Here is a 24702-nt window from a genome sequence, read left to right on the forward strand (position 1 = left end):
GTGGGGTTCCTACAGTGCCCGCTCCGAACGAACGTTTCCTGTACCAGCGAGTGTGCCAGCGACCGGCGTGGTCGGCGCCACCTCTCCTCGGAGGTGACGTTGCGACAACGAAGCCCCCCGCCCCGGTCAGCCGGGCGCGATCACTTCGATGCGGGGAAAGTACGTGCGGTAGCGCGCCGCGTCACGGGTCAGCAGGCGATATCCGGCGACCGCCGCGTGCGCCCCGATGTAGAAATCAGGCAGCGGAGAACGCTTCTGCCCGCCGTTCGCGCGATACCGTCTGAACGCCTTGCCGGCCAGGAAGGCGGCCGTCCAGGGCAGCGGGTGGCGTTCGTAGTCCGGGCCGAGCATGTCGTCCAACAACTCGACCGAGTCGTAACCGACGGAGATCTCCGCGTAGATGACCGGGTTGATGACCAGGGCTCCCTCATCCCTGGCCTCGGCGATCTTTCCGGCAGACCACTCGCACCAGCGGGGATCGCCGGTGACGACGTCGAGGATGACGCACGAATCGACGAGCACAGCCGGGGGCGCACCGCCCCGGACAAGCCGTGGCCGGGCACGCTCAGTCGCCACGCAGCATCTCCATGATCTCGTCGGTGGACATGCCTTCCACGTCCTGGCTGACCCTGCTGTCCCGCATCCGCCGGACCAGCCGCTCTCCTGGTGTTTCTCCATCGTCCACACGCACGATCTGCAGAGCTCCGTCCACCTCTATGACGTCCACTCGGTCGCCCTCGCGGAGGTGGTACTTGGCACGCAGCGCGGCGGGGATCGTGACCTGGCCCTTGCTGTTGAGCAGCATCTCGCCCTCCAAGACGTATCTCGTAGCTGATGCGACACGTAATACACTCACGCTACTCCGCCCCTCGACCCCGCACCCGGGCTCGGCCCTTCAGCAGGCAGCGGATCTGCTTGCAGACGAGCGTCACGCGTTACGCCTCATGGCTCCACCCGCGCATCACGGTGGGGCTCATCCCATCGGACAGGGCACGCGACAGCGGATCTGCTTGCCGATCGACGACCGGACCACGTGCCAGCCCGGTGCGAGCAGATCCAGCAGCGCGAGGCCGCGACCGGCCTCGGCCTCCGCGTCGTCCAGCGCGATACCGCGACGGCGCGGAACGGTGCGGGGGTCCGGGTCGTGGACATTGACCGCGACCCCGAAGGCCGCGGCGTACACCTCCACCACGACGGGCACGTGATCCCCGCAGGCCCGGACGGCGTTCCCGACGAGCTCCGACACGACGAGCTGTGCGGTGTCGGCCACGTCGCCCTGCACGCCGAGCTCGGCCAGGGCCTTGACGGTGAGCTCACGTACGGAGCGGAGGTTCGGGCCGGAGGCGTTGATGTGTGCGGCGAAGCCGCGGCTCCGGTAGCGCGCGTAGCGTCCGACGGCGGGTGGCGGGGATTGCGGGTCCTGGTCTTCCTCGTCGGCCATGCCGAACATGACGCCTCCAGCCTGCGGCGCGGGGCCGCGCTCGACTTCTCGCCCTGGGTTTCAACTCATGTGCTATCGAGCCAACTTGAGCGCAGGCATCACAAACCACGCAAGCAATTCGCAAGTTTGTCACCCGATTTGATTGCTCAGTGGTCCGCTGCGTCGACTTGCACACAGGGACGCTGCCAGACTCCGGGCATGCCAAACGCGCGACCAGTTCCCACAGTCCGCCGACGCCGGCTCGGCGAAGCCCTCCGCCGGTATCGAATCGCAGCCGGCCTCACCCTCGACTCGGCAGCCGAAGCGCTGGGGTGGCTCGGCCCCAAGCTGTCCCGGATCGAGACCGCCAACGGTCATGTCCGGCCGACGGAGGTGGCCGAGTTGCTCAGGGTGTACGGGATCGATGACCAAGAGGTGGTCGCGGCCCTGGAAGGACTCGCCAAGGACGCCCGCAAGCAGGGCTGGTGGCAGACGTACAGCGGCATCGTGTCGCCCACGTACGCGGACTACATCTCACTCGAATCCGATGCCGAAAGCGTGCGCGAATTCGCGCCGCTGCTCATTCCCGGCCTTCTTCAGACCGCCGCGTACGCAAGGGAGACCATCGCCGCCAACGCGATCACGCGCACGCCCGAAGAAGTCGCCGCACTCGCAGAGGTCCGCCAGGCGCGTCAGGCCGTACTCACCCGCCCCTCGGGGGCGCTGAAGCTCTGGGCGATCATCCATGAAGCCGTGCTGCACCAGAGGTTCGCCACGCGGCCGACGACCATGCGCGAGCAGTTGCGCAGGCTGCTGGACGTCTCGGAGATGCCGCATGTGACACTCCAGGTGATGCCGCTCAACGGCACACCCCATCCGGGGAGCGTCGGCGGCTTCAGCCTCGTCGGCTTCCCCGGACCGATGCCGGATGTAGTTCTGCTGGAGAATCTCATCGGGTCGTCCTACGTTGAGGGAGTCGGCGAAGTGGGGACTTTCGCCGACGCGTTCGAGCGAATCGTTGCGGCGGCACTGCCGACGGACGACTCACTGACGCTGATTTCCCAGATGGAAGAGAGACACCGTAAGTGAACGAAGATCGCGAAGCGGAACTGTACGCATACGACATCTCCGCGGTTACCTGGCACAAAGCCACCGCCAGCGGCGGGGAGGGCAACTGCGTAGAGGTCGCCCATCTTCCCGATGGCTGCAGGGCCGTACGCGACTCGAAGGACCCTGCGCGTAACCCGCTGCGGTTCACGGCCTCGGGGTGGGCCGCGTTCAGGGCGGGTGTGATCGACGGCGACCTTTGATCGGTCGGCGCGGCTGGCCCGAGGGGCCATCTCGTAGGAGATGAAGCTCTGTTCGAGGCACCGCGATCGGATCCAGGACTCGGGTGGCCCACGCCGAACCGGTTGACGAGTCCGGCGCGCTCATCCGGGAAACCTATGGCCCGTCGCCCTCGGCGCACGGCATGGTTCACTGCGGACACATGCCGAAAAGACGGAGCACTACATGCCTCATGAGGTAGATCAGTCATTCCTGGCCCTGCCCCTGCGGGCCCTCGCCGACGCGGCGCTCGCCCGCGCGCGTGCGCTGGGGGCCGTGCATGCCGACTTCCGGTTCGAGCGGGTGCGCAGCGCGTCCTGGCGGCTGCGCGACGCCAAGCCCTCCGGGACCTCGGACACCACCGACCTCGGGTACGCGGTGCGGGTGGTGCACGGCGGGGCGTGGGGGTTCGCGTCCGGGGTGGATCTGACCATGGACGCCGCGGCGAAGGTGGCGTCCCAGGCGGTCGCCATGGCGAAGCTCTCGGCGAAGGTGATCGCGGCGGCGGGCTCGGACGAGCGCGTGGAGCTGGCGGACGAGCCGGTGCACGGTGAACGGACCTGGGTGTCGGCGTACGACATCGACCCGTTCTCCGTACCGGACGAGGAGAAGGCGGGGCTGCTCGCCGAGTGGAGCAGCCGGCTTCTGGGCGCGGAGGGCGTCGCGCATGTGGACGCCTCGCTGATGACCGTCCACGAGAACAAGTTCTACGCGGACACGGCGGGCACCGTCACCACCCAGCAGCGGGTGCGGCTGCATCCGCAGCTCACCGCGGTCGCCGTGGACGGGACCACGGGTGAGTTCGACTCGATGCGGACTATCGCCCCGCCGGTGGGCCGCGGCTGGGAGTACCTGACCGGGACCGGCTGGGACTGGGACGACGAGCTGGAGCGGATTCCCGGGCTGCTGGCCGAGAAGATGCGGGCGCCAAGCGTCGAGGCGGGGACGTACGACCTGGTCGTCGACCCGTCGAATCTCTGGCTGACCATCCATGAGTCGATCGGCCATGCCACCGAGCTGGACCGGGCGCTGGGGTACGAGGCCGCGTACGCCGGGACCTCGTTCGCCACCTTCGACCAGCTGGGCAAGCTGGCGTACGGCTCCCCCGTGATGAATGTGACGGGCGACCGCACCACCGAGCACGGGCTCGCGACCATCGGGTACGACGACGAGGGGGTCGAGGCGCAGTCCTGGGACCTGGTCAAGGACGGGACGCTGGTCGGGTACCAGCTGGACCGGCGGATCGCGAAGCTGACGGGTCTGGGCCGGTCCAACGGGTGTGCCTACGCCGACTCGCCGGGCCATGTCCCCGTGCAGCGGATGGCGAACGTGTCGCTGCGGCCGGATCCGGGCGGGCTGTCCACGGAGGATCTGATCGGCGGGGTGGAGCGCGGGATCTATGTGGTCGGCGACCGGTCCTGGTCGATCGACCAGCAGCGCTACAACTTCCAATTCACCGCGCAGCGGTTCTTCCGGATCGAGAACGGCAGGCTGGCCGGTCAGCTGCGTGATGTCGCGTACCAGGCGACGACGACGGACTTCTGGGGCTCGATGGAGAAGGTCGGTGGCCCGCAGACGTACGTCCTGGGCGGCGCCTTCAACTGCGGCAAGGCCCAGCCGGGCCAGGTCGCGGCGGTCTCGCACGGCTGCCCCTCCGCCCTCTTCCGGGGCGTGAACATCCTCAACACGACGCAGGAGGCCGGACGATGAGCGTTCACCACGGAACCGGCCGGGGGTCCGGGGGTCGACACCCGGGACAGCACAGTCTCGACACGACGCAGGAGGCCGGACGATGAGCCGCGTCAGCAAGCCGCACGAGATCGTCGAGCGGGCGCTCGAACTGTCCACCGCCGACGGCTGTGTGGTCATCGCCGACGAGGAGTCGTCCGCGAATCTGCGCTGGGCCGGCAACGCGCTCACGACGAACGGCGTGACGCGGGGGCGGACCCTGACCGTCATCGCGACCGTCGACGGGGCGCAGGGCACCGCGTCCGGGGTGGTGTCGCGGTCCGCGGTCACCGCCGACGATCTGGAGCCGCTGGTGCGGGCCGCCGAGGCCGCCGCACGCGGGGCCGGGCCCGCGGAGGACGCACAGCCGCTGGTCGGCGGGGTGCCCGCCTCGCCCGACTTCGCGGACGCACCGGCCGAGACGGGATCGGACGTCTTCGCGGAGTTCGCCCCGGCGCTCGGCGACGCCTTCGCCCGGGCCCGGTCCGGTGGCCGTGAGCTGTACGGCTTCGCGCACCACCAGCTGACGTCGACGTATCTGGGCACATCGACGGGGCTGCGGCTGCGCCACGACCAGCCGAACGGGACGCTGGAGCTCAACGCCAAGTCCCCCGACCGGACCCGGTCGACCTGGGCGGGCCGTTCCACGCGCGACTTCAAGGACGTCGACCCGGCCGAACTCGACGCGGAGCTGGCGCAGCGGCTGCGCTGGGCGGAGCGCCGTATCGAGCTGCCCGCCGGGCGGTACGAGACGCTGCTGCCGCCGACCGCGGTGGCGGATCTGCTGATCTACCAGCTGTGGTCGTCGACGGCACGGGACGCCGCGGAGGGCCGGACGGTGTTCTCCAAGCCGGGCGGCGGGACGAGGATCGGCGAGAGGCTGTCCGAGTTGCCGTTGTCGCTGCGCAGCGACCCGCACGCGCCGGGCCTGGAGTCGGCGCCGTTCGTGATCGCCCATGCCTCCGGGGACGGCGCTTCCGTGTTCGACAACGGTCTGCCGCTGGCGTCGACCGACTGGATTCGGGACGGCAGGCTGGAGCATCTGACGACCACCCGGCACACGGCGGGGCTGACCGGGCTGCCGGTCGCGCCGGCGATCGACAATCTGCTGCTCGAAGGCGGTGGTGAGCGGTCGCTGGAGGAGATGGTGGCCGCGACGACCGGCCGCGGGCTGCTGCTGACCTGCATGTGGTACATCCGGGAGGTCGATCCGGCGACGCTGCTGCTGACCGGGCTGACCCGCGACGGGGTGTATCTCGTCGAGGACGGCGAGGTCGTCGGCGAGGTGAACAACTTCCGGTTCAACGAGTCGCCGGTGGATCTGCTGTCGCGGGCCACGGAAGCGGGCCGTACGGAGAAGACGCTGCCACGCGAGTGGGGCGACTGGTTCACCCGGGCCGCCATGCCCGCGCTGCGGATCCCGGACTTCAACATGAGCTCGGTGAGCGCGGGCGTGTGACCCGCCTAGACTGACTGTTGCCTTTCGATACACGTAGCTGAGGAGACACGGAACCGTGACGGACATCGTCGACGAGCTGAAGTGGCGCGGGCTGTTCGCCCAGTCCACTGACGAGGACGCACTGCGCAAGGCTCTCGCGGACGGTCCTGTCACCTTCTATTGCGGCTACGACCCCAGCGCGGCGAGTCTGCACGTCGGCCATCTGGTGCAGGTGCTCACCATGCGCCGGCTCCAGATGGCCGGTCTGCGGCCGCTCGCCCTGGTGGGCGGGGCCACCGGTCAGATCGGTGACCCGCGGCCGACCGCGGAGCGCACGCTGAACGATCCGGAGACGATCGCCAACTGGGTGACGCGGCTGCGGTCTCAGATCGAGCCGTTCCTGTCCTTCGAGGGCGAGAACGCGGCAGTCATGGTGAACAACCTGGACTGGACCTCGGGCATGTCGGCGATCGAGTTCCTCCGGGACATCGGCAAGCACTTCCGCGTCAACAAGATGCTGACCAAGGAATCCATCGCCCGGCGGCTGGAGTCCGACGAGGGCATCAGCTACACCGAGTTCAGCTACCAGCTGCTCCAGAGCATGGACTACCTGGAGCTGTACCGGCGCTACGGCTGCACCCTCCAGCAGGGCGGCAGCGACCAGTGGGGCAACCTCACCGCCGGTCTCGACCTGATCCACCGCCTGGAGCCGGGCGCCGAGGTGCACGCGCTGGCGACGCCGCTGATGACGAAGGCGGACGGGACCAAGTTCGGCAAGTCCGAGAGTGGGGCCGTCTGGCTCGACCCGACGATGACGACGCCGTACGCGTTCTACCAGTTCTGGCTGAACGTGGACGACCGGGACATCTCCCGGTACATGCGCATCCTCAGCTTCCGCACCCCCGCGGAGCTGGAGGAGCTGGAGAAGGTCACCGAGGAGCGTCCGCAGGCCCGGACGGCGCAGCGCGCGCTGGCCGAGGAACTGACGACGCTGGTGCACGGCGCCGACCAGTGCGCCGCGGTCATCGCGGCGTCGAAGGCGCTCTTCGGCCAGGGCGAGCTCAGCGAGCTGGACGAGGCGACGCTGAGCGCCGCGCTGTCCGAGGTGCCGCACGCGCAGGTCACCGAGCTCGGCCCGCTGGTGGACCTCCTGGTGGAGGTCGGCCTGGCGCCGAGCAAGTCGGGCGCGCGCCGCACGGTGAAGGAGGGCGGTGCGTACGTGAACAACGTCAAGGTCACGGACGGCGAGAGCGCACCGGCCCGTGAGGAGCTGCTGCACGGGCGCTGGCTGGTGCTGCGCCGGGGCAAGAAGAACCTCGCCGCCGTCGAGGTCACCGGCTGATCCCGGAGAACGGACGTCGCACCGCGGCCGGGCACGCGTGACGCGTGCCCGGCCGCGGTTGCGTTGTGGCCCGGGGTTCGAGGTCTGGAGGGCCGAGGTCCAAGGGGGGCCGAGGTCCGAGGGGGCCGGGGTCCGGGGGCCCGACGCCGCCCGAGCTGCCCGTCGGTTCGGTTCAGGCCTTCTGTCTGCTGCTGCGGAACGACGTCCACAGTATGTCGCCGACCCCGACGATGACCACGGCGCCGATCAGCTGGAACAGATGGCGCGTCCAGTCGATGCCCCGGGTGTCGTTGACCCCGATCCAGGTGGCGACGGTATTGCCGAGGACGCTTCCGACGATGCCGAAGATCGTTGTCAGCCAGAGCGGGATGCTCTGTTTCCCGGGCAGGATCGCCTTCGCGATCAGGCCGAGCACCAGGCCCACGATGATTGCCCACAACCAGCCCATGTCGTCTCCTCGTGCAACGTGATGTCGCGCATGTGGGCCCAGTCTCGGCCAGTGGACCGTGCGCCGCATGCCGGACGCGTCCGTCTGCGCGGCCCGGCTTTCGGTCGCACGAATACGGCGCGCCCCGGTCTCGAAGCCGTCGGCCACCGGGCGTACCGTGGGTGCGGTCCGGTCCGGGGAGCGTCCGGAGCGGGAATGTGGGCTTCCCCGACCCGTGAGGTGCTGGGGATGGGTGGTGGAGGCGTGATGCGGAAGCAGAGCGGTGTCGAGGTCTTCCGGATCACGGGGGCGCGGCAGGGGCTCGCGGACGATGTGCGCGGCAGACAGCGGCGCTATGTGATCTCGATGTCCGTGCGGACGGTCGCGGTGATCCTGGCCGCCGTGCTGTGGAACGTCGAGCGGTATGTCGCGATCGTCGCGCTGGCGCTCGGGGTACTGCTCCCGTACGTGGCAGTGGTCATCGCCAACGCGGGCCGGGAGAACACCCCTTCACTTCCTTCGACCTTCGTCCCGGCGCCGGTGCGGCCGGTGCTCGACGCCGCGCCCGTACCCGGTCCCGCGGAACCCGGTCCGGAGACCGACGGGGTCCGGCGCGCCGGGGAATCGGCATGAGCCACCGGAAATCGGCATAAGCACAGTTGAGGCCACGCCACACCCGATCCTCGGGAAAACGACAGACCAATCATGAAGTTACGGTGCACCGCACCCCGGTCTGCGTGACATACTTCGAAAGCGCTCCGCATCCCCCGTCGGAGCGACAGACCGACGCCGGGCAGCTCCCCCCGTGGCTGCTCGGCGTCGCTTTTTCCGGTGAGGGTTGTCCGGGACAGCCTGTCCGTTCGGCCGGTACGGGCGCTGGCCTAGGGTTGAGTCCGTGAACTCCCCTGATTCCGCGGCCGAGAGCGCTGCCGCCGCACCCATCTGTTCCGCCAAGGGCTGCCGGGCCGCCGCCGTGTGGGTGCTGGCCTGGAACAACCCGAAGCTGCACACCCCTGAACGCCGTAAGACGTGGCTGGCCTGCGAAGAACACCGGGAGCACCTCTCCTCGTTCCTGGGCGTCCGGGGCTTCCTCAAGGATGTCGTGACGCTGACGGAATGGGAGTCCGAAGGACCGGGACCGGGCCGGTCCTAGTGCCCCTCCCGGCACTAGTGCCCCTCCCGGCACTAGTGCCCCTCCCGGCACTAGTGCCCCTCACGGCACTAGCCACCGATCGCCGACATCGGCCGGTCGGGCTGCAGGAAGGACGGGTCGTCCAGACCAGACCCGGCCTTCTTTCCCCACATCGCGAGCGTCCAGATCCGGGCGATCTCCTCGTCCGGCGCGTCGGAGCGCAGGGCGCCGCGCAGATCGGTCTCCTCGCGGGCGAACAGGCACGTGCGCACCTGGCCGTCGGCGGTGAGCCTGGTGCGGTCGCAGGCCCGGCAGAAGGGGCGGGTGACGGAGGCGATGACGCCCACCCGGTGGGGTCCGCCGTCGACGAGCCAGCGCTCGGCGGGGGCGGAGCCGCGCTCCGTGTCGCCCTCCTCGGTGAGGGTGAAGCGGGTGCGCAGCGACTGGAGTATGTCGCCTGCCGTGATCATGCCGTCACGCTTCCAGCCGTGCTGGGCGTCGAGCGGCATCTGCTCGATGAAGCGGAGCTCGTAGCCGTGCTCGACGGCCCAGGCGAGCAGGTCGGGGGCCTCGTCGTCGTTGAGTCCCGGCATCAGGACGGTGTTGACCTTGACCGGGGTGAGACCGGCGTCGCGGGCGGCTTCGAGGCCGGCCAGCACGTCGTGGTGACGGTCGCGGCGGGTGAGGGTCTTGAAGACGTCGGGGCGCAGGGTGTCCAGCGAGACATTGACCCGGTCCAGGCCGGCGGCCTTGAGCGCGGCCGCGGTGCGCTTGAGCCCTATGCCGTTGCTGGTGAGCGACATCCTGGGGCGCGGGGTCAGTGCCGCGCAGCGCTCGACGATGGAGACGAGCCCGGGGCGCAGCAGCGGCTCACCGCCGGTGAAGCGGACCTCGGTGATGCCCAGCCGGGTGACGGCGATGCGGACCAGGCGGACGATCTCGTCGTCGCTGAGCAGGTCGGGCTTGGCCAGCCACTGCAGGCCCTCTTCCGGCATGCAGTACGTGCACCGCAGATTGCAGCGGTCGGTCAGTGACACGCGCAGGTCGGTGGCGACCCGGTCGTAGGTGTCGATGAGCATGTGGGCCCCCTCCCGCGATTGCTTCCCGGCCGCCATGTCCGGCTCCGGGCTGACTCCTCCGAGACTACGCGAGACCTGTGACATCGCAGAGGGCCCGTATGGCACAAGGAGCGGCACGGCCGTGTCGTAGGACTCTACGACACGGCCGTTGCCGTACCCGGTTCCTTCTCGGTCAGTGCGCTCCGACACCGGTGAGGGACTTGACCTCCAGCTCGGCGTACTTGCCCTTGTCCGGCTCCTCCTTCGAGAGGAGGGAGCCGATCCAGCCGAGCAGGAAGCCCAGCGGGATGGAGATGAGGCCCGGGTTCTCCAGCGGGAACCAGGCGAAGTCGACGCCCTTGAACATCGAGGTCTTCGGGTTGCCGGAGACGACCGGGGAGAACAGCACGAGGATCACCGAGCTCGCGAGACCGCCGTAGATCGACCACAGGGCGCCCTGGGTGGTGAAGCGCTTCCAGAAGAGGCTGTAGAGGATCGTCGGCAGGTTGGCGGAGGCGGCGACGGCGAAGGCGAGCGCCACCAGTCCGGCGACGTTCATGTCGCGGGCGAAGGCTCCCAGGACGATCGCGACCGCGCCGATGAGGACGGTGGCCCAGCGTGCGGCCCGCATCTCCTCCTTCTCGGTGGCCTTCCCCTTGCGGATGACGTTGGCGTAGATGTCGTGCGCGAAGGAGGACGAGGACGCGAGGGTCAGCCCCGCGACGACGGCGAGGATGGTGGCGAAGGCGACGGCCGAGATGACGGCCAGCAGCACGGCGCCACCGGTGGAGCCGACCCCGCCGAGGTATTCGGCGAGCTGCGGGGCGGCCGCGTTGCCGGCCGGGTTCTTCGCCTTGATCTCGTCCGGGCCGATGAGCGCCGCGGCGCCGAAGCCGAGCGCGATCGTCATCAGGTAGAAGGCGCCGATGATGCCGATGGCCCAGTTGACCGACTTACGGGCGGCCTTGGCGGTCGGCACCGTGTAGAAGCGGATCAGGATGTGCGGGAGACCGGCGGTGCCGAGGACCAGGGCGATGCCGAGGGAGAGGAAGTCCAGCTTGGAGGTGCCGGTGGCGCCGTACTTGAGTCCGGGTTCCAGGAACGCCGCTCCGTGGCCGCTCTTCGCGGCGGCCGTGCCCAGCAGGTCGGAGATGTTGAAGTCGAACTTCAGCAGCACCAGGAAGGTCATCAGGAGGGCACCGGCGATGAGCAGCACGGCCTTGACCATCTGGACCCAGGTGGTGCCCTTCATGCCGCCGATCGAGACGTACACGATCATCAGCACGCCGACCAGCGCGACAATGAGGATCTTGCCCGCGTCGCTGGTGATGCCGAGCAGCAGGGAGACCAGGACGCCCGCGCCCGCCATCTGCGCCAGCAGGTAGAAGATCGACACGATGATGGTGGAGACGCCGGAGGCGGTGCGGACCGGGCGCTGCCGCATCCGGTAGGCAAGGACGTCGCCCATCGTGTAGCGGCCCGAGTTACGCAGCGGTTCGGCGACCAGCAGCAGGGCCACCAGCCAGGCGACGAGGAAGCCGATGGAGTACAGGAAGCCGTCGTAGCCGAAGAGGGCGATGGCTCCGGCGATGCCGAGGAACGATGCCGCCGACATGTAGTCGCCGGAGACGGCGAGCCCGTTCTGGAACGCGGTGAACTGCCGTCCGCCCGCGTAGAAGTCGGCGGCGCTCTTGGTCTGCCGGCCGGCCCAGACGGTGATGCCCAGGGTCGCGGCGACGAACACCGCGAAGAGCGTGATGATCAGCGGCCGGTGCTCGGTGGCCGAGGAGGCGGCCAGCTGGAGGGCGGGGTGGGCGTGGTATGCGGCGCTCATGCGTCGGCCTCCATACGGGACTTGATGGCCTCGGCCTTCGGGTCCAGCTTCGCGGCCGCGTGGCGCGAGTAGAACCAGGCGATGAGGAATGTGGTGACGAACTGGGCGAGGCCGAACACGAAGGCCACGTTGATGTTGGCGTACACCTTGGTGCCCATGAGGCCGCCCGCGTAGTTGGACAGCAGCACGTACAGCAGGTACCAGAGGACGAAGGCGATGGTCAGCGGGAAGGCGAACGAGCGGTACGAGCGGCGCAGTTCGGCGAACTCAGGGCTCTCCTGGACCTCGACGAACCGTTCTGTCGTGGGCTGGGCAGGGCCGGTGTCCGGACCGGCCTTGGGCGGCGATGCATCGGTAGCCACGGATTCTCCTCGCGACGCGGGTGCGGTGGTGGGGGTGGTGGTGGGTTTCACAACAGAACCTCGATGTCGGGGGGTTGGTTATGCGACTCCCCTGACAACGGCACGTGGGGCGCGGCGAAGCGGTTCACCGCGCGTTACTGCTCCTCCGCTTCGCCCGATCGACGGCACGCTTCGAACTGAATGTCGTCAATTCATTGATGCGCGGGATGATCAGCGATAACTTCACCGTTCATACACACGTCCGGACACACCTCGTGTCCGGCCGGCTGACACGGATGATGTGGAGACCCCATGGCGCATCTGGGATCCAGGCGGACCCGCGCACTGACGCTGCCCGTCGGATTGGCCCTCACTGCCTCGCTCGGCTTCCTGCCGATGAGTGCCGCGTCCGCCGCCCCGTCGGACGGACTGCCCACGGCGGCGGTCTCGACGGATGGCCCGAAGCTGTCGTACGTCGTCAACACCACCCCCGTGCACAGCACGGGTGTGGTGCGCCGAGCAATAGCCGAGGCCGGCGGGACGATCGTGACGTCGTACGACCGTATAGGCGTGATCGTCGTCCACTCCTCGAACCCCGACTTCGCGAAGACCATTCGCAACACCCCGGGTGTCGAGTCGGCCGGTGCCACCCGCACCGCCCCGCTCAAGTCCGTCGCCACGACCGAGGAGGGCAGCACCGAGTTGCTGACCGCCGAGGAGGCCGCGAAGGCCGCCGCGGCCGCGGGCCCGGGCCAGGAGCCGCTGGAGCCCAACCAGTGGGACATGCGCGCCATCCAGGCCGACGAGGCCAGCAAGATCAACGACGGCAGCCCCTCGGTCACCGTCGGCGTGATCGACACAGGTGTCGACGACACCCACGTCGACCTCAAGGCGAACTTCTCCAAGGAGCAGTCGGCCAACTGCGTCGGCGGCGTGGCGGACAACTCCGAGGGCGCCTGGCGCCCTTACCCCGACGGCAGTGACCACGGCACGCACGTCGCCGGAACGATCGCCGCCGCCCGCAACGGCATCGGCGTCACCGGTGTCGCCCCCGGTGTCAAGGTGGCCGGCATCAAGGTCAGCGAGCCCGGCATTGGCTTCTTCTACACCGAGGCGGTCGTCTGTGGCTTCGTCTGGGCCGCCGAGCACGGCATCGAGGTGACCAACAACAGCTACTACGTCGACCCCTGGTACTTCAACTGCCAGGACGACCCGGACCAGAAGGCTCTGCTCGACGCCCTCACCCGCGCCACGAAGTACGCCGAGCGCAAGGGCGTCCTCAATGTCGCCGCGGCGGGCAACGAGAACTACGACCTGAACTCCGACAGCATCGTCGACACCTCCAGCCCGAACGACTCCCCTTCGGGGACGCGCACCATCGACCCCCACAAGTGCTTCGACATCCCGACCCAGCTGCCGGGCGTCGTCACGGTGTCCGCGACCGGCACGCAGGGCTTCAAGTCGTACTACTCCAGCTTCGGTCTGGGCGTCGCCGACGTGTCCGCCCCCGGCGGCGACAGGTGGCAGGTCCCGGCCACCCCGGACGCCAACGGCCGTGTGCTCTCGACGGTTGTGGACGGCCAGTACGGCTACAAGCAGGGCACCTCGATGGCCACCCCGCATGTCGCGGGCGTCGCGGCCCTGCTGAAGAGCACGCACCCGAAGGCCACGCCTGCACAGCTGCAGGAGCTGCTGAAGGCCCAGGCCGTCAACCCGGGTTGCCCGTCCAAGGTCTACAACTCGGCCGGCCAGCTGATCGACGCGACGACCTGCAAGGGCGACAGCAAGGTCAACGGCTACTACGGCCACGGCATCGTCAACGCCCTGAACGCCGTCAAGTAGTCGGCTCCGCAACTCTGCGCAACCGGGGCCGGACGGGAAGCACTTCCCGTCCGGCCCCGTCGTCATGGTGTCACGGCTCGACGAGCACCTTCAGCGCCGTACGCTCGCCCATCGCCCGGTAGCCGGCGGCCCTTCCTTCCGTCAGGTGGCACTCAGTGCCATAGTGCGGACATGACACGCATACAGAGCTCCGGTACGGAGCAGGCCTGGGCCGCTCTCGGCGGTGACCCCGCGCTTCTCGGCCGTATCGGATTCGGCGGACCCACCGGTGCGCTGCCCGCGCGGCTGCCCGTCCTGGAACTGGCCCGTTCCGCAGTCGCGGTCTGCTCACTGGCCGCCGCCGAACTGGCCGCCCGCCGCAGCGCGCGCCCCGTGCCTCGGGTCGGCGTCGACGACGGAGCGGTGGCCACGGCGTTCACCAGCGAGCGCCATCTGCGGATCGACGGCCGCGCGCCGACCAACTTCGCCCCGCTGTCCCGGTTCTGGCGCACGGCAGACGGCTGGGTCCGTACGCACGCCAACTACCCGCACCACCGGGCCCGGTTGCTCACCACGCTGGGGCTGCCCGCGGACACCTCGGACGACATCGCCGTGGCCGCCGTCGCCGCCTCGTTCGCCGGGCGCCGGGGCGGCGAGATCGAGGAGACGGTGTACGCGGCGGGCGGCCTGGCCGTCGCCGCCCGTACACCGGCACAGTGGGCGGCCGACCCCCGGGGCGCCGCCGTCGCGGGTACGCCGCTGGTGGGCAGGGAACGTATCGACAGCGCGTCCGTCCGCCGGTCGACGCCGCTCACCGGCGAGCCGCTGCTGCCCGCCGCCGGGGTGCGCGTGCTTGACCTCACCCGGGTCATCGCGGGGCCCGTCGCCACCCGTACGCTCGCGCTGCTCGGCGCTGACGTCCTGCGGATCGACGCCCTGCGGCTCCCGGAGAGTCAGGAAGCGCACAGCGACACCGGTTTCGGGAAACGGTCGGTGGACCTGGATCTGGGCAGCCGCTCCGGTGCGGCCGCCTTCGACGAACTGCTGGCCGGCGCTGACGTGGTCGTCATCGGCTACCGGCCCGGGGCCGTCGAGCGGTTCGGCCTGACTTCAAGGGCCCTGGCCGCGCGCAGGCCGGGGCTGGTGATCGGGCGGCTATCGGCCTGGGGGCACGGCCCGTGGGCGCGGCAGCGCGGCTTCGACAGTCTGGTGCAGGTGGCCACCGGCATCGCCTCGGTCGAGGCCACGGCCGGGGCGGAGCACCCGCCCGGTGCACTGCCCGCCCAGGCGCTCGACCACGGCACGGGCTATCTGCTGGCCGCCGCCGTGCTGCGCGCCCTGACCGAGCAGCACGACGAGGGCGGCTCCCGGCTGGCCACGCTCTCGCTCGCCCGTACCGCCGCCTGGCTCCTCGACGAGCTGCCCGCCGGCCGGGAGGGCGAAGCCGCGGGTTCGTCGTACGACCCGGAGAAGTGGCTCACGGAGACGGACAGCCCGCTGGGACGGCTGCGTCACGCCGTGGCGCCGGTCGCCTTCGACGGCTCCCCCGCCGACTGGTCGCGTCCGCCCGGTCCGCTGGGGGCGGACGCGGCCGCCTGGCTCACGACTCGATGAGGGCCTTCGCGCGCCCGCCGGGTGCGAGCGCGCCGACGGTCAGCAGGAACTGCGCCGCGATGTAGGTGAGCATGACCCAGAAGTCGGGGGCGGGCAGCTGCGGCCAGTCGGCGATGCCGGTGGCGATGAGCGCGTCGGAGAGGAGGAAGAGCGCCCCTCCGACGGCTGCGTACCGGCCGAGGGTGCCGGCGCGGTACGCCATCGCCGTCAGCAGCAGGCTGTAGCCGGTCATCGGTATCCGCAGGTCCGGCGGCAGGCCGCCCCAGAGCAGTGCGACGAAGACGGCCAGGACGGCCGCGTACCCGGCCCCGGCGAGCAGCGGGCTCCGGGCGCGTCCGAAGAGCCACAGGTAGCAGACGTGGCCCGCGGCGAAGGAGCCCATCCCGATGAGGAAGGCGGCGTCGGAGTCGGGCAGCAGCAGTGTGTCGCCGCCCCAGCCGAACAGGAGCGCCGCGACGAGCAGCCGGGGCCCGCGCCGGGCGGCGGCGTACCCGGCCAGCAGCGGCATCAGCAGGGGCTTGGCGAGGAGGTGGGCCGCCGGGACGTCGGCGAGGACGCCGACGAGGTCGACGGCCGAGGCCACGAGGAAGGCGATGAGCAGCGGGCGTACGAGACGTTCCCGCCGGTCCGTGACGGCGTCGTCGGCGCTCCCGACGGCGGCGTCGGCGCTCATCCGGTGCGCTCCCGGGCGGGGACGGCCGTACGGGAGACCGCTCCGCCGGGCTGCCAGCCGGGCCCCCGGAAGATCCGTCCGGCCCGCTCGCTCCAACTGGCCGCCGCGCGCACGTCGCGGGCGATCGCGGCGTACTCGTGGGTGGCGACGCGGAGCGGGTTGAACGTGTCGATGTTCTTGGTGAGGCCGAACACGGGCCGCTCCGTCTCGGCGGTGAAGGACCCGAAGATCCGGTCCCACAGGATCAGGATGCCGCCGAAGTTCCGGTCCAGGTAGCCGCCCTGGGACGCGTGGTGCACCCGGTGGTGGGAGGGCGTGTTCAGTACGTACTCGAAGGGCGCGGAAAGCTTGTCGATACGCTCCGTGTGCACCCAGAACTGGTAGACGAGGTTCGCCGACGAGCAGAACGCCAGCGCGGCCGGATGGACACCGCAGGTGATGAGCGGCACGTAGAAGGGCCAGACGGTCAGCGACGTCCAGGGCTGGCGCAGCGCGGTGGACAGGTTGAACTTCCGGCTGGAGTGGTGGACCACGTGGCACGCCCAGAGGATCCGGATGACGTGGTGGCCGCGGTGGGACCAGTAGTAGAAGAAGTCCTGCGCGAGCAGCATCAGCAGGACCGTCCACCACAGCACGGGGACGCGGAGCGGCGTCAGTTCGTAGACGGCGGTGTAGATCGCGACGATGGGCACTTTCCACAGCAGGTCGAAGACCAGGCTGCCGAGCCCCATGGTGATGCTGGTGACGGCGTCCTTCGTCTCGTACCCGGCGGCTTCCTCATCGGGATGGAAGTGGTGGAGGGCCATTTCGAGGACAGTGAGCAGGACGAAGGCCGGTATGGACCAGAGCACTACATCGGGCAGGTTCGGCGGCATAGGAGCACCGTAGAGCCGCGGATCGGACACGCACCAGACGTTGTTACCAACAAGTATGCGAGACGCGGTGTCAGCAGTCTTTGGTGACTTCCGCCAATGCGGGCTTCGCGCGATCCTTGTACCGGAGCTGCCGCGGGCGAGTAACCGCCTTGCGAGGTCTGGAAGTTGCCGCCCCAGGGCAGCCCGAGTGGGTTCGTACGCGCCGCACCCATGGGGACCCGTCGTATGGAGCCACCGAGGCGCCCAGGCACACTCGGCGTGTTGTAGTCCCTCTGAGGTCCACCTGACAAAAGGATGATCCACGCATGATCACGCTCACCAAGGAAGACGGCCCGGCGGACCTGGACGGAGTGACCCATCTGTCCATCGGCGTGTCCTGGGACCCCACGGCCGGCAGCAGCGGCGGTGTCATGGGCCTGCTCCACCGCAAGGCCGGAACGGACCTCGACCTGATCGCCATCGCGACACAGGGCGGGGACCCGGTGCGCCTGGCCGGCCTCGACTCGCTGGACCCCATGGGCAACGGCTCCCTGGTGCACAGCGGCGACAACCAGACCGGGCGCGGGGAGGGCGACGACGAGACCGTCACGGTCGAGTTCGCGCGCATCCCGGGCAACATCACGTCGATCGTCTTCGTCGCCGCCGCGTTCAAGAAGGGCAGCTCCTTCCAGAAGGCCCGCAACATCAGTTTCAAGGTCTACGACGCGACCGGGGGAAGCTCGCAGCAGGTCGCCGACATATGGCCCAGCCTGCTCACCCAGGACAACGGCTGCGCGGTGGCCAAGGCCGTGCGGGTCGGCGGCACGTGGAAACTCGAAGTGATCAACCAGACGGGGAAGATCAAGCAGGGTAACGAGCATGCCCTGATGCGCTTCGCGGTCAGCAAGTAGTACGCGACCGCCGGCGGTGCCGACGGCCGGCATCGGTGCCGGGAACGGCTGCGAATGGACGCAGCAGCGCGCCCGTCCGGACGACCGGCTGACGCCAGGGTCTTTCGTTCGTCTCAGGCCGGGGCTCGCGTGCCCCGGCCCCCTGCCCCGGCGTGATCCGAACGAAAGACCTGGCTAGACCCCGACCGCCCCCAGCAACTCCCCCGCCGCATACGTGACCGCCATCGCCAGCGCTCCGCCGCCCATGTTCCGCAGCACCGCCGGTCCCGCTGTCGCCTCGCCCAGGCGGGCGCTCCACCAGCCCGTCACCGCCAGCGCCACCAGTACCGACACCACGGTCACGAGCAGCCGCAGCGACGCCGGGGGCAGCACGATCGCCAGCAGCGGCAGCAGCGCGCCGACCGTGAACGCCAGGAAGCTCGCTGCCGCCGCGTGCCAGGGGTTGGTCAGCTCGTCCGGGTTGATGCCCAGCTCGACCACGGCGTGGGCGCGCAGCGCATCGCGTTCGGTGAGCTGGACGGCGGCCTCGCGAGCGACCTCGTGACTCAGGCCCTTGCCCTCCAACAGGCCGGTCAGCTCGATGAGTTCCGCCTCGGGGGCCTCCTTCAGTTCCCGTCTCTCCGTCGCCAGTGCGGCCTTCTCCGAATCGCGCTGGGTGGAGACCGATACGTACTCGCCCGCCGCCATCGACATGGATCCGGCCAGCAGTCCGGCCAGGCCCGCGGTGAGCAGGGTGCCGCGGTCGGCGGTGGCTCCGGCCACGCCGACGACGAGGCCGGCGGTGGAGACCACACCGTCGTTGGCGCCGAGGACCGCGGCGCGCAGCCAGTTCAGCCGCGTGCCGAGGCCGTTGCTATGGGCTTCATCGTGGGTCTGTGTCTCCGTCACCCGGGGAGGGTCTCATCCGTACCCTCACCAGACGTGTACCGACCCACCCGGGGCGAAGGGCCGGGCTCGCAGCACTGGCCAGTGGCTCCCTATCGGCGAGACCGGCCAGTCGACGCCGCGACAAATCAAAAAGAACGGCGGAGCGGTCTTCTAGTCAACCCATTACGAACACCTCACTTCCTTCGTTGAGTCCTTCGAGCGACGAACGAGGGAGAGCATGTTGGATGCCATCGGCTACTTACGGATTAGTCCGGATCCCGACCAGAGCGGGGCCAGTCTGGCTACTCAGCGTGGAGCTGTGACTGATCTGGCAGATCGGCTCGGTTTGCATCTCATAAAGATCTTCACGGACGACAACGTCAGTGCGAGCAAGGTCCGGCACGACAAATCACAGTGGGTTCAGGGCGTAGTTCAGCATCTGAGTGACCAACCATTGACCTGGCTGCTCGGCACACGTCACGACCGCCTCGGTCGAAGACTTTCTGATCTTGAAGACTTGCATGATCACCAACAGGAACACCCGGGCTTCAAGGTTTATACCGTGGCAGAGGGGGATGTGTTTGCCAATCCAGCATGGCCATTTCTCGCCGCGCAGGCGAAGGTCGAATCCATGGCCACGTCATTGCGCTTGCGGCGTCAGAAGGAATCAAGACGAGCGCAAGGGTTGGACAGCAGCGGCGGTCGCCGCCCCTTCGGATTTCAACCAGACCGTCACACAGTGGTGCCTGCAGAACGGGATGCATACCGCGAAGCGGTGGCAAGGGTGCTCGCCGGAGAGTCGACGACTCGGATCGCACAAGACTTCAATCGGCGCGGTACCCACCCTGCGGCCGGCGGCCAGTGGCAGTCGCACATGCTACGACGAGTGCTCCGCAATCCACGATACGTGGGCCTGTTGACTCACAAGGGGCAGATCGTCGGGCCTGCAGCCTGGCCGGGCTTCGTGGACCGCGAGACCTATAACGCGTTGCTCCAAGCACTCGTCAAGACCGCCCAGCCACGCCCAGAGGGGCATTCGGTATCGCTCCTCGGCGGGGTCGCGACGTGTGGACGATGCGGCACACCGATGACTGGCGCGCGGAAGAGTGGATCCAACGGCGGCTCCCTCATGTACCGATGCGACAGAGGTATTGGCGGGTGCGGGCAGGTTTCCCGCCAACGAACGCTCGTGGATCAGCACGTCACCCAGAAAGTGCTGTTCATGCTGCAGCAATTACCCATCGCTTCCTCGCGCGAAAGCGCTCGAGCAAACCTGGCCGAGCTGAACAAGCTAGAGCGCGAACTGGAGCAGCAAATCGGGGAACTCGACGAAGCCTACGAGCACGGTAATCTGGCGACCGTCGATTATTGCCGTATTGCTGGGCGAATCCGCCAGCGAATTGACGCTCTCCACAAGCAAATTGGTGCGGCACGACTTCATGCCGAAACCACGCTTCGTGCCAGCGCTGCTGAAGCGCGCTGGGATGGGTGGACAACGGAGGAACGCCGAATCTTCATCCGTTCGCAGCTAACAACTGTCGTCGTCAAACCAGTTGGCCGGTGCGGGCGTCGCCCCAAAGGGGCTGGGCTGAGAGACGATGAGATCGAGATCATCACACGACACTGATTGCCGGACACCCCGGGGTCGGTCCGGCGGCAGGACTCCTGGCCATTCCTGTAGCCGGACCGGGCTCTTCACCACAGGCGAACTGATCCTCCCGGTGCAAAGGCTGGGCTGGTTGCGTCTTTCGGGATCTCTCTCAGCGGTTCCGCGATCTCTTCAACGGTCGGGCCGACCTTCGCAGCGATACGGTCGAGAGCGGCCAAGTCGAAACCGTATACGTGCGCGGCGTTGCCACCGACCATGGCGGCCACTTCCTCACGACGCAGGCCTGCATAGGCGATCCGCAATCCTTCACGGGTGTATGGAAAGGTACCCTCGTCGTGCGGATAGTCGCTGCCCCACATGATCTTGTCGAGGCCTATCCGGTCGCGCAGCGGCACCTCGTGCGGGCGCATGAAGCTGGCGCCGACGAAGCAGTTGTCGCGCCAGACCTCGCTGGGGCCCTTGCCCATCGAAGCGGCAAGCCCCGCACCGAACTTGGACTCGGCCGTCGAGGCCTTCGTCGCCGCCGCGAGCAGTCGGCTGTGGTAGTAGTCCAGCATCTCGACAACCCCCGGAATCCAGCCCGAGCCCTGTTCCGTGAGGACGAGCTTCAAGCCCGGATGGCGGCGGAAGGCCCCGCCGAAGATCAAGTGCCAGAGCGCCCGGTGCGAGAACCAAGTCGTCTCCATCATGAATACCGCGCGGGCCGCTGGTTCGTTGCCCAGCGGCGGGGATGCGGAGCCACCATGGTGGTTCACCGGTACATCCAGCTCGTCGCATACCGCCCAGATCGGATCGTACGCCTGGGAATGCAGCTCGGGAATGCCGGAGCCTGGCGGCGCGCCTGGCAGCAGGATGCCGCCCGTCAGACCCGCCGCCTTGGTGCGGCGGATCTCGCGCACCGCCTCGTCGACGTCGTTGAGCAGGATCTGTGCGATGCCCGCCCGTCGGCCCGGAGCCGCGTCGCAGAAGTCTACGAGCCAGCGATTGTGCGCGCGCAGGCCAGCCCAGCGCTGCTCGTGCTCCTCCTTCGACGGGGCAGGGGCTATCAGCGACGCGGCAGGGAAGAAGGGCGGGATGGTATTCGGAAACACCACTTCCGCCACAACACCATCCGACTCCAACTCGGCGACGCGACGGTTCGAGTTCCAGTTGCGGTCGGCGGTGTCGGCGAGGAGGTCCTCGTACGGATTGACGTAACTCGACGCCCAGGCGTCGAAATCGTCGTGGTACTTGGCCTCCAGGTACGGCCTGTAGTCGAGGAGGTCGGCGCCCGCGTGGCAGTCGGCGGAGATGACGGTGTAGCGCTCGCGGGACATCATCCGACCCCCAGGGCAGGGAAGTCGTGCCCGGTCAGCCAGTGCCGGCCCACGTCGCGCGACCTGGCCCAGGAGGCCTCGACCGCCGTCTGGTCGGCGCTCTGGCCCAGGTCCTGCGGTGTCGGCCCGATGCGTTCGGCGATCGGAGCGAGCTTCGCCGTGTCGAAGCCGAAGACTTCGGCGGCGGCGAGGCCCAGCATCCGGCGGGTCTCGGCCACCGGGATGTCGTGGAAGGTGTCGCGCAGCCAGTTCGCGGTGTTCGGCCAGGTGCCCTCGGGGTGCGGGAAGTCGCTGCCCCACAGGATGTTGTCGACGCCGATCTCGTACCGCTGGGCGAGTTCGCGGCGTTTGGTGTTGGTGGCGCAGATGAAGACCTGGCGGTCGAGGTACTCGTGCGGGGGCCGTTTCAGTTCGGCGAAGGGGGAGAGCTTCTTTCCGCCGTGAGCGCCGAGGTAGAGCCGGTCCATGAACCACAGGAGGTTCGGCAGCCACCAGCAGCCGGACTCGGCGACGCCGAACCTCAGCCCGGGATGGCGTTCGAAGGCGCCCGACCAGAGCAGGAACCAGAGCGGCCGGGACGGCCACCAGGTGACCTCGGAGACGTAGATCCCGAGGTGGTCGCCGTACTCGTGGCGCGGGGCAGCACCGGAGTGGGTGACGACCGGCATGGCCGTCTCGGCGGCGGCCGCCCACACGGGGTCGTAACGGCGGTCGTGGTACGGGGCCTTGTCCACCCACATGGACGGGATCATGAGCGCGCCTAGTCCGGACTCCTTCGCCCGGTGGATCTCCGCGACGACCCGGTCGACCTCGCCGGTGACGGGCAGCAGGGCGACCCCGCAGTGGCGTTCGGGATTCTGCGCGACGAAGTCGGCGAGCCAGCGGTTGTGGGCCTGCGCGCCGGCCATGCCCAGTTCCGGGTCCTGGTCGCCGGAGAGTCCGAGGCCGACGCCGAACGGGGCGGCGGTCCGGCTGTCGACGGCGTCCGCGTCGGGGAAGACGACCTCGGCCGCCACCCCGTCGCCGTCGAGCTCCTTGAGACGCTGCGTCGCGTCCCAACCGCCTTTCAGGCCTTCCTCGTTGTCGTGGAACCACTTGTCGGCGAAGGCTTCGTTGCGTACGCCGAGGCGGGTCATCTCCGCACGGCGGCGATCGCGTCCGGCGAGGAACTCGTCGAACTCCCGGTGGAATCGGGCGTCGAGGTAGGGCCGGTACTCCTCGGTGGGCAGTCCGGCGTGGCAGTCGGAGGAGATGATCAGGTACGGGTCGTCGGTCATCGCTCGCTCCTCAGTCGAGTATGAAGCTCTCCAGGTACGACGGTTCGGACCGGTCGAGCATCGACTGCGACCGGGCGCGGATCTGCCGGTCGCTGTGCTCGCTCTCCGGCAGCATCCAGAAGCGGTCGGCGCGTATCCCGTCGACGACGGTCGCGGCGACCTCCTCCACGGGGGTGAACTCCACCTCGTGGCCCGCCGCCCGCATCGCGGACTCCCACTGGTCGAGGCTGCGGTACGGGGTCCTGCGCGGGCGCTCCTTGGCGTACCGCGCGGGCCGGTTGCGGTGCGACTCCCACAGTCCGGTACGGAGCATGTGCGGGCCGGGGAAGAGGACGGAGGCGCCGACCGCCGCTCGCTCGGCCTTCAGATGCGCGTACAGGGACTCGGTCATCGTGACGACGGCGGCCTTGGTGACCGCGTACACGGAGGCGGTCGGCAGCGGGGCGATACCGCCGTCGCCGGACGAGGTGTTGACGACATGGCCGGGGCCGCCGTCCGCGATCATGCGCGGGACGAACGCCTGGATGCCGTGGAAGACGCCCCACACATTGACGGCGAAGGCCCACTGCCAGTCGTTCGGTTCGTGCTCCCACATCCGGCCCTCGGCCCCGGAACCGACACCGGCGTTGTTGCACAGCACGTGCACGGCGCCGAAGGTGTCGTACGCGGCCTCGGCCAAGGCCCGTACGGAGTCGCGTTCACTCACGTCGACGACGTGCGCCAGCACTCGCGCACCGTCCTCGCGCAAGCCGCCCGCCGCCTTGTCGAGCGCGCCCTCCTCCACATCGGCGAGGACGACCTTCAGCCCCTCGGCCGCGAACCTGCGCGCCATCGCGAGGCCGATGCCGCTCGCCGCGCCGGTGACGACGGCGACCTGCCCCTCCTCCAGCCTCATCGGACGCTCCCCTCCGGCGGGCCGTCGTGGACCTGCTGCGGGTCGTCGTAGCGCTGGTGGATGTACGGCAACAGCGCCTCGGCGCCCACCCGCTCCACGGCCCTGCCCCGCTGGTCGCTGGTCTTCTCGCCGATGGTGAGGTCGACCAGCCGGCGTACGGGGAGGTCGGCGACCGGGTCGTGCACCGATTCGCGCAGCACCACGTCGCCCGCGACGCGTTCCAGCCGGCGGACCTTCTCGTGGCGGGTGCAGTGGATCAGCACGGGGGCGGAGTCGAAGCCCTCGCCGTCCACGGCGGGCAGGAACTTGAAGTAGAAGTCGAGCTTGTCGGCCGGTTCGGGCAGCGGGAGCGGTCCGCTCACCGCGCCGCGCACCTCGACGAACGCGATGCCGTGCCGGGCCAGCGCGGCCCGGACGACGAGGCCGTCGCGTTCGACGGTCACCTCGCCGAGCTTCTTCGGTTCGCCGAACACCTCGCGGCCGCCGATCAGCGCCCGTTCATGGGTCATCGGCATGACGAGCGGATACCAGCCCTCGTGCCCGTCATGGACGGCGGCGACCGCGACGGAGCCGGCACCGAGCGGGTAGCCGGGGAGCTCGACCGTGCTGATACTGGCCCGGACGAGCGGGCGCTGTGCGGGTTCGAGGGGCGGCGGCAGGACGGCCGCCACCGCGTCGGGGTCGCTCTCCCAGAGGGCCACCACGCCGGTGGACCAGATGTCGGGGAGCTGGGAGCGGGCCGCGCGGGCCGCCGCGATCTCGGCCCCGGTGCGCGCGCCGTACCGTACACGTGCCATGGACGTACCACCCTTCTCGGTT

The 24702-nt window shown here is 69.1% G+C and carries 25 protein-coding genes; 11 read left to right on the forward strand and 14 right to left on the reverse strand.

Translation table 11 applies throughout. The features are described 5' to 3' along the window. Positions 1-126 precede the first annotated feature (126 nt). From OH735_RS07780 to OH735_RS07790, 3 genes are all read right to left on the reverse strand, one after another. The gene (locus OH735_RS07780; protein WP_406380603.1) at positions 127-576 is read right to left on the reverse strand and encodes a type II toxin-antitoxin system VapC family toxin; all 450 of its coding nucleotides are present in this window, start codon (positions 574-576) and stop codon (positions 127-129) included. Further along, the gene (locus OH735_RS07785; protein WP_406380604.1) at positions 566-805 is read right to left on the reverse strand and encodes an AbrB/MazE/SpoVT family DNA-binding domain-containing protein; all 240 of its coding nucleotides are present in this window, start codon (positions 803-805) and stop codon (positions 566-568) included. Before OH735_RS07785 ends, OH735_RS07780 begins: the two co-directional genes overlap by 11 nt. 168 nt (positions 806-973) lie before the next feature. Beyond that, positions 974-1441, reverse strand: coding sequence for an ATP-binding protein (locus OH735_RS07790; RefSeq protein ID WP_406380606.1), 468 nt, complete (start codon positions 1439-1441; stop codon positions 974-976). A gap of 198 nt (positions 1442-1639) precedes the next feature. On the opposite strand from OH735_RS07790, the gene OH735_RS07795 reads away from it, so the two are divergent. The 5 genes from OH735_RS07795 to tyrS all read left to right on the forward strand — a co-directional run bounded on the left by OH735_RS07795 (position 1640) and on the right by tyrS (position 7254). Then, positions 1640-2509, forward strand: a complete 870-nt coding sequence (locus OH735_RS07795; RefSeq protein ID WP_406380608.1) for a helix-turn-helix domain-containing protein — start codon at positions 1640-1642, stop codon at positions 2507-2509. Continuing rightward, positions 2506-2730: a DUF397 domain-containing protein gene (locus OH735_RS07800; RefSeq protein ID WP_406380609.1), complete on the forward strand. Its 225-nt coding sequence runs from the start codon at positions 2506-2508 to the stop codon at positions 2728-2730. The genes OH735_RS07795 and OH735_RS07800 overlap by 4 nt, the downstream gene beginning before the upstream one ends. Before the next feature lie 202 nt (positions 2731-2932). After that, positions 2933-4456 (forward strand): TldD/PmbA family protein, encoded by a 1524-nt coding sequence (locus tag OH735_RS07805; protein WP_406380611.1) that lies wholly within the window; start codon positions 2933-2935, stop codon positions 4454-4456. A gap of 82 nt (positions 4457-4538) precedes the next feature. After that, on the forward strand, positions 4539-5933 hold the full coding sequence (locus tag OH735_RS07810; RefSeq protein ID WP_406380613.1) for a metallopeptidase TldD-related protein: 1395 nt from the start codon (positions 4539-4541) through the stop codon (positions 5931-5933). A 55-nt stretch (positions 5934-5988) separates the two neighbouring features. Then, a complete protein-coding gene (tyrS, locus tag OH735_RS07815; protein WP_406380614.1) occupies positions 5989-7254 on the forward strand; it encodes a tyrosine--tRNA ligase in 1266 nt (421 codons plus the stop codon). 172 nt (positions 7255-7426) lie between these two features. On the opposite strand, the gene OH735_RS07820 is transcribed toward tyrS, so the two are convergent. Further along, entirely contained in the window at positions 7427-7702 is a 276-nt protein-coding gene (locus tag OH735_RS07820; RefSeq protein ID WP_406386462.1) for a GlsB/YeaQ/YmgE family stress response membrane protein, read from the reverse strand. Between the two features lie 246 nt (positions 7703-7948). Here OH735_RS07820 and OH735_RS07825 point away from each other — a divergent pair, with 246 nt between their 5' ends. Beyond that, positions 7949-8314 carry a DUF3099 domain-containing protein gene (locus tag OH735_RS07825; RefSeq protein WP_406380616.1) on the forward strand — a complete coding sequence of 122 codons (366 nt, stop codon included), beginning with the start codon at positions 7949-7951 and terminating at the stop codon, positions 8312-8314. 262 nt (positions 8315-8576) lie between these two features. Beyond that, complete coding sequence (locus OH735_RS07830) at positions 8577-8834, forward strand: hypothetical protein (protein ID WP_406380618.1); 258 nt, start codon at positions 8577-8579, stop codon at positions 8832-8834. A gap of 68 nt (positions 8835-8902) precedes the next feature. Here OH735_RS07830 and moaA read toward each other — a convergent pair whose 3' ends face one another. The 3 genes from moaA to OH735_RS07845 all read right to left on the reverse strand — a co-directional run bounded on the left by moaA (position 8903) and on the right by OH735_RS07845 (position 12067). Beyond that, positions 8903-9892 carry a GTP 3',8-cyclase MoaA gene (gene moaA / locus OH735_RS07835; RefSeq protein WP_406380620.1) on the reverse strand — a complete coding sequence of 330 codons (990 nt, stop codon included), beginning with the start codon at positions 9890-9892 and terminating at the stop codon, positions 8903-8905. Between the two features lie 172 nt (positions 9893-10064). Then, positions 10065-11705, reverse strand: coding sequence for a cation acetate symporter (locus tag OH735_RS07840; protein WP_406380622.1), 1641 nt, complete (start codon positions 11703-11705; stop codon positions 10065-10067). Further along, positions 11702-12067: a DUF485 domain-containing protein gene (locus OH735_RS07845; RefSeq protein ID WP_406380624.1), complete on the reverse strand. Its 366-nt coding sequence runs from the start codon at positions 12065-12067 to the stop codon at positions 11702-11704. Before OH735_RS07845 ends, OH735_RS07840 begins: the two co-directional genes overlap by 4 nt. Positions 12068-12358: 291 nt before the next feature. Between OH735_RS07845 and OH735_RS07850 the strand changes: the two genes are divergently transcribed. After that, positions 12359-13888 carry a S8 family peptidase gene (locus OH735_RS07850; protein ID WP_406380625.1) on the forward strand — a complete coding sequence of 510 codons (1530 nt, stop codon included), beginning with the start codon at positions 12359-12361 and terminating at the stop codon, positions 13886-13888. Positions 13889-14059: 171 nt separating this feature from the next. Further along, on the forward strand, positions 14060-15481 hold the full coding sequence (locus OH735_RS07855; protein WP_406380626.1) for a CoA transferase: 1422 nt from the start codon (positions 14060-14062) through the stop codon (positions 15479-15481). On the opposite strand, the gene OH735_RS07860 is transcribed toward OH735_RS07855, so the two are convergent. Both OH735_RS07860 and OH735_RS07865 read right to left on the reverse strand, forming a co-directional pair. After that, positions 15468-16154 (reverse strand): lysoplasmalogenase, encoded by a 687-nt coding sequence (locus tag OH735_RS07860; protein WP_406380628.1) that lies wholly within the window; start codon positions 16152-16154, stop codon positions 15468-15470. The genes OH735_RS07855 and OH735_RS07860 overlap by 14 nt on opposite strands. After that, positions 16151-17029, reverse strand: coding sequence for a sterol desaturase family protein (locus OH735_RS07865; RefSeq protein WP_406380629.1), 879 nt, complete (start codon positions 17027-17029; stop codon positions 16151-16153). Before OH735_RS07865 ends, OH735_RS07860 begins: the two co-directional genes overlap by 4 nt. Positions 17030-17334: 305 nt before the next feature. Here OH735_RS07865 and OH735_RS07870 point away from each other — a divergent pair, with 305 nt between their 5' ends. After that, positions 17335-17919, forward strand: a complete 585-nt coding sequence (locus OH735_RS07870) for a TerD family protein (protein ID WP_406380631.1) — start codon at positions 17335-17337, stop codon at positions 17917-17919. 174 nt (positions 17920-18093) lie between these two features. Here the strand turns inward: OH735_RS07870 and OH735_RS07875 are convergent, their stop codons facing one another. Next, entirely contained in the window at positions 18094-18807 is a 714-nt protein-coding gene (locus OH735_RS07875; protein ID WP_406380633.1) for a VIT family protein, read from the reverse strand. A gap of 217 nt (positions 18808-19024) precedes the next feature. On the opposite strand from OH735_RS07875, the gene OH735_RS07880 reads away from it, so the two are divergent. Then, positions 19025-20413 carry a recombinase family protein gene (locus OH735_RS07880; RefSeq protein ID WP_406380635.1) on the forward strand — a complete coding sequence of 463 codons (1389 nt, stop codon included), beginning with the start codon at positions 19025-19027 and terminating at the stop codon, positions 20411-20413. A 68-nt stretch (positions 20414-20481) separates the two neighbouring features. Here the strand turns inward: OH735_RS07880 and OH735_RS07885 are convergent, their stop codons facing one another. Genes OH735_RS07885 through OH735_RS07900 form a run of 4 tightly spaced genes read right to left on the reverse strand, consistent with a single transcriptional unit; the run spans position 20482 to position 24680 of the window. Next, positions 20482-21711 carry an amidohydrolase family protein gene (locus OH735_RS07885; protein ID WP_406386464.1) on the reverse strand — a complete coding sequence of 410 codons (1230 nt, stop codon included), beginning with the start codon at positions 21709-21711 and terminating at the stop codon, positions 20482-20484. Beyond that, positions 21711-22988 carry an amidohydrolase family protein gene (locus tag OH735_RS07890; protein WP_406380637.1) on the reverse strand — a complete coding sequence of 426 codons (1278 nt, stop codon included), beginning with the start codon at positions 22986-22988 and terminating at the stop codon, positions 21711-21713. The genes OH735_RS07885 and OH735_RS07890 overlap by 1 nt, the downstream gene beginning before the upstream one ends. Positions 22989-22998: 10 nt before the next feature. Further along, positions 22999-23883, reverse strand: a complete 885-nt coding sequence (locus OH735_RS07895; RefSeq protein ID WP_406380639.1) for an SDR family NAD(P)-dependent oxidoreductase — start codon at positions 23881-23883, stop codon at positions 22999-23001. Next, positions 23880-24680, reverse strand: coding sequence for an acetoacetate decarboxylase family protein (locus OH735_RS07900; protein WP_406380641.1), 801 nt, complete (start codon positions 24678-24680; stop codon positions 23880-23882). Before OH735_RS07900 ends, OH735_RS07895 begins: the two co-directional genes overlap by 4 nt. Positions 24681-24702: the final 22 nt, after the last annotated feature.

It is taken from the genome of Streptomyces sp. NBC_01618 (assembly GCF_045209435.1).
In the GTDB taxonomy this organism is placed as follows: Bacteria; Actinomycetota; Actinomycetes; order Streptomycetales; family Streptomycetaceae; genus Streptomyces.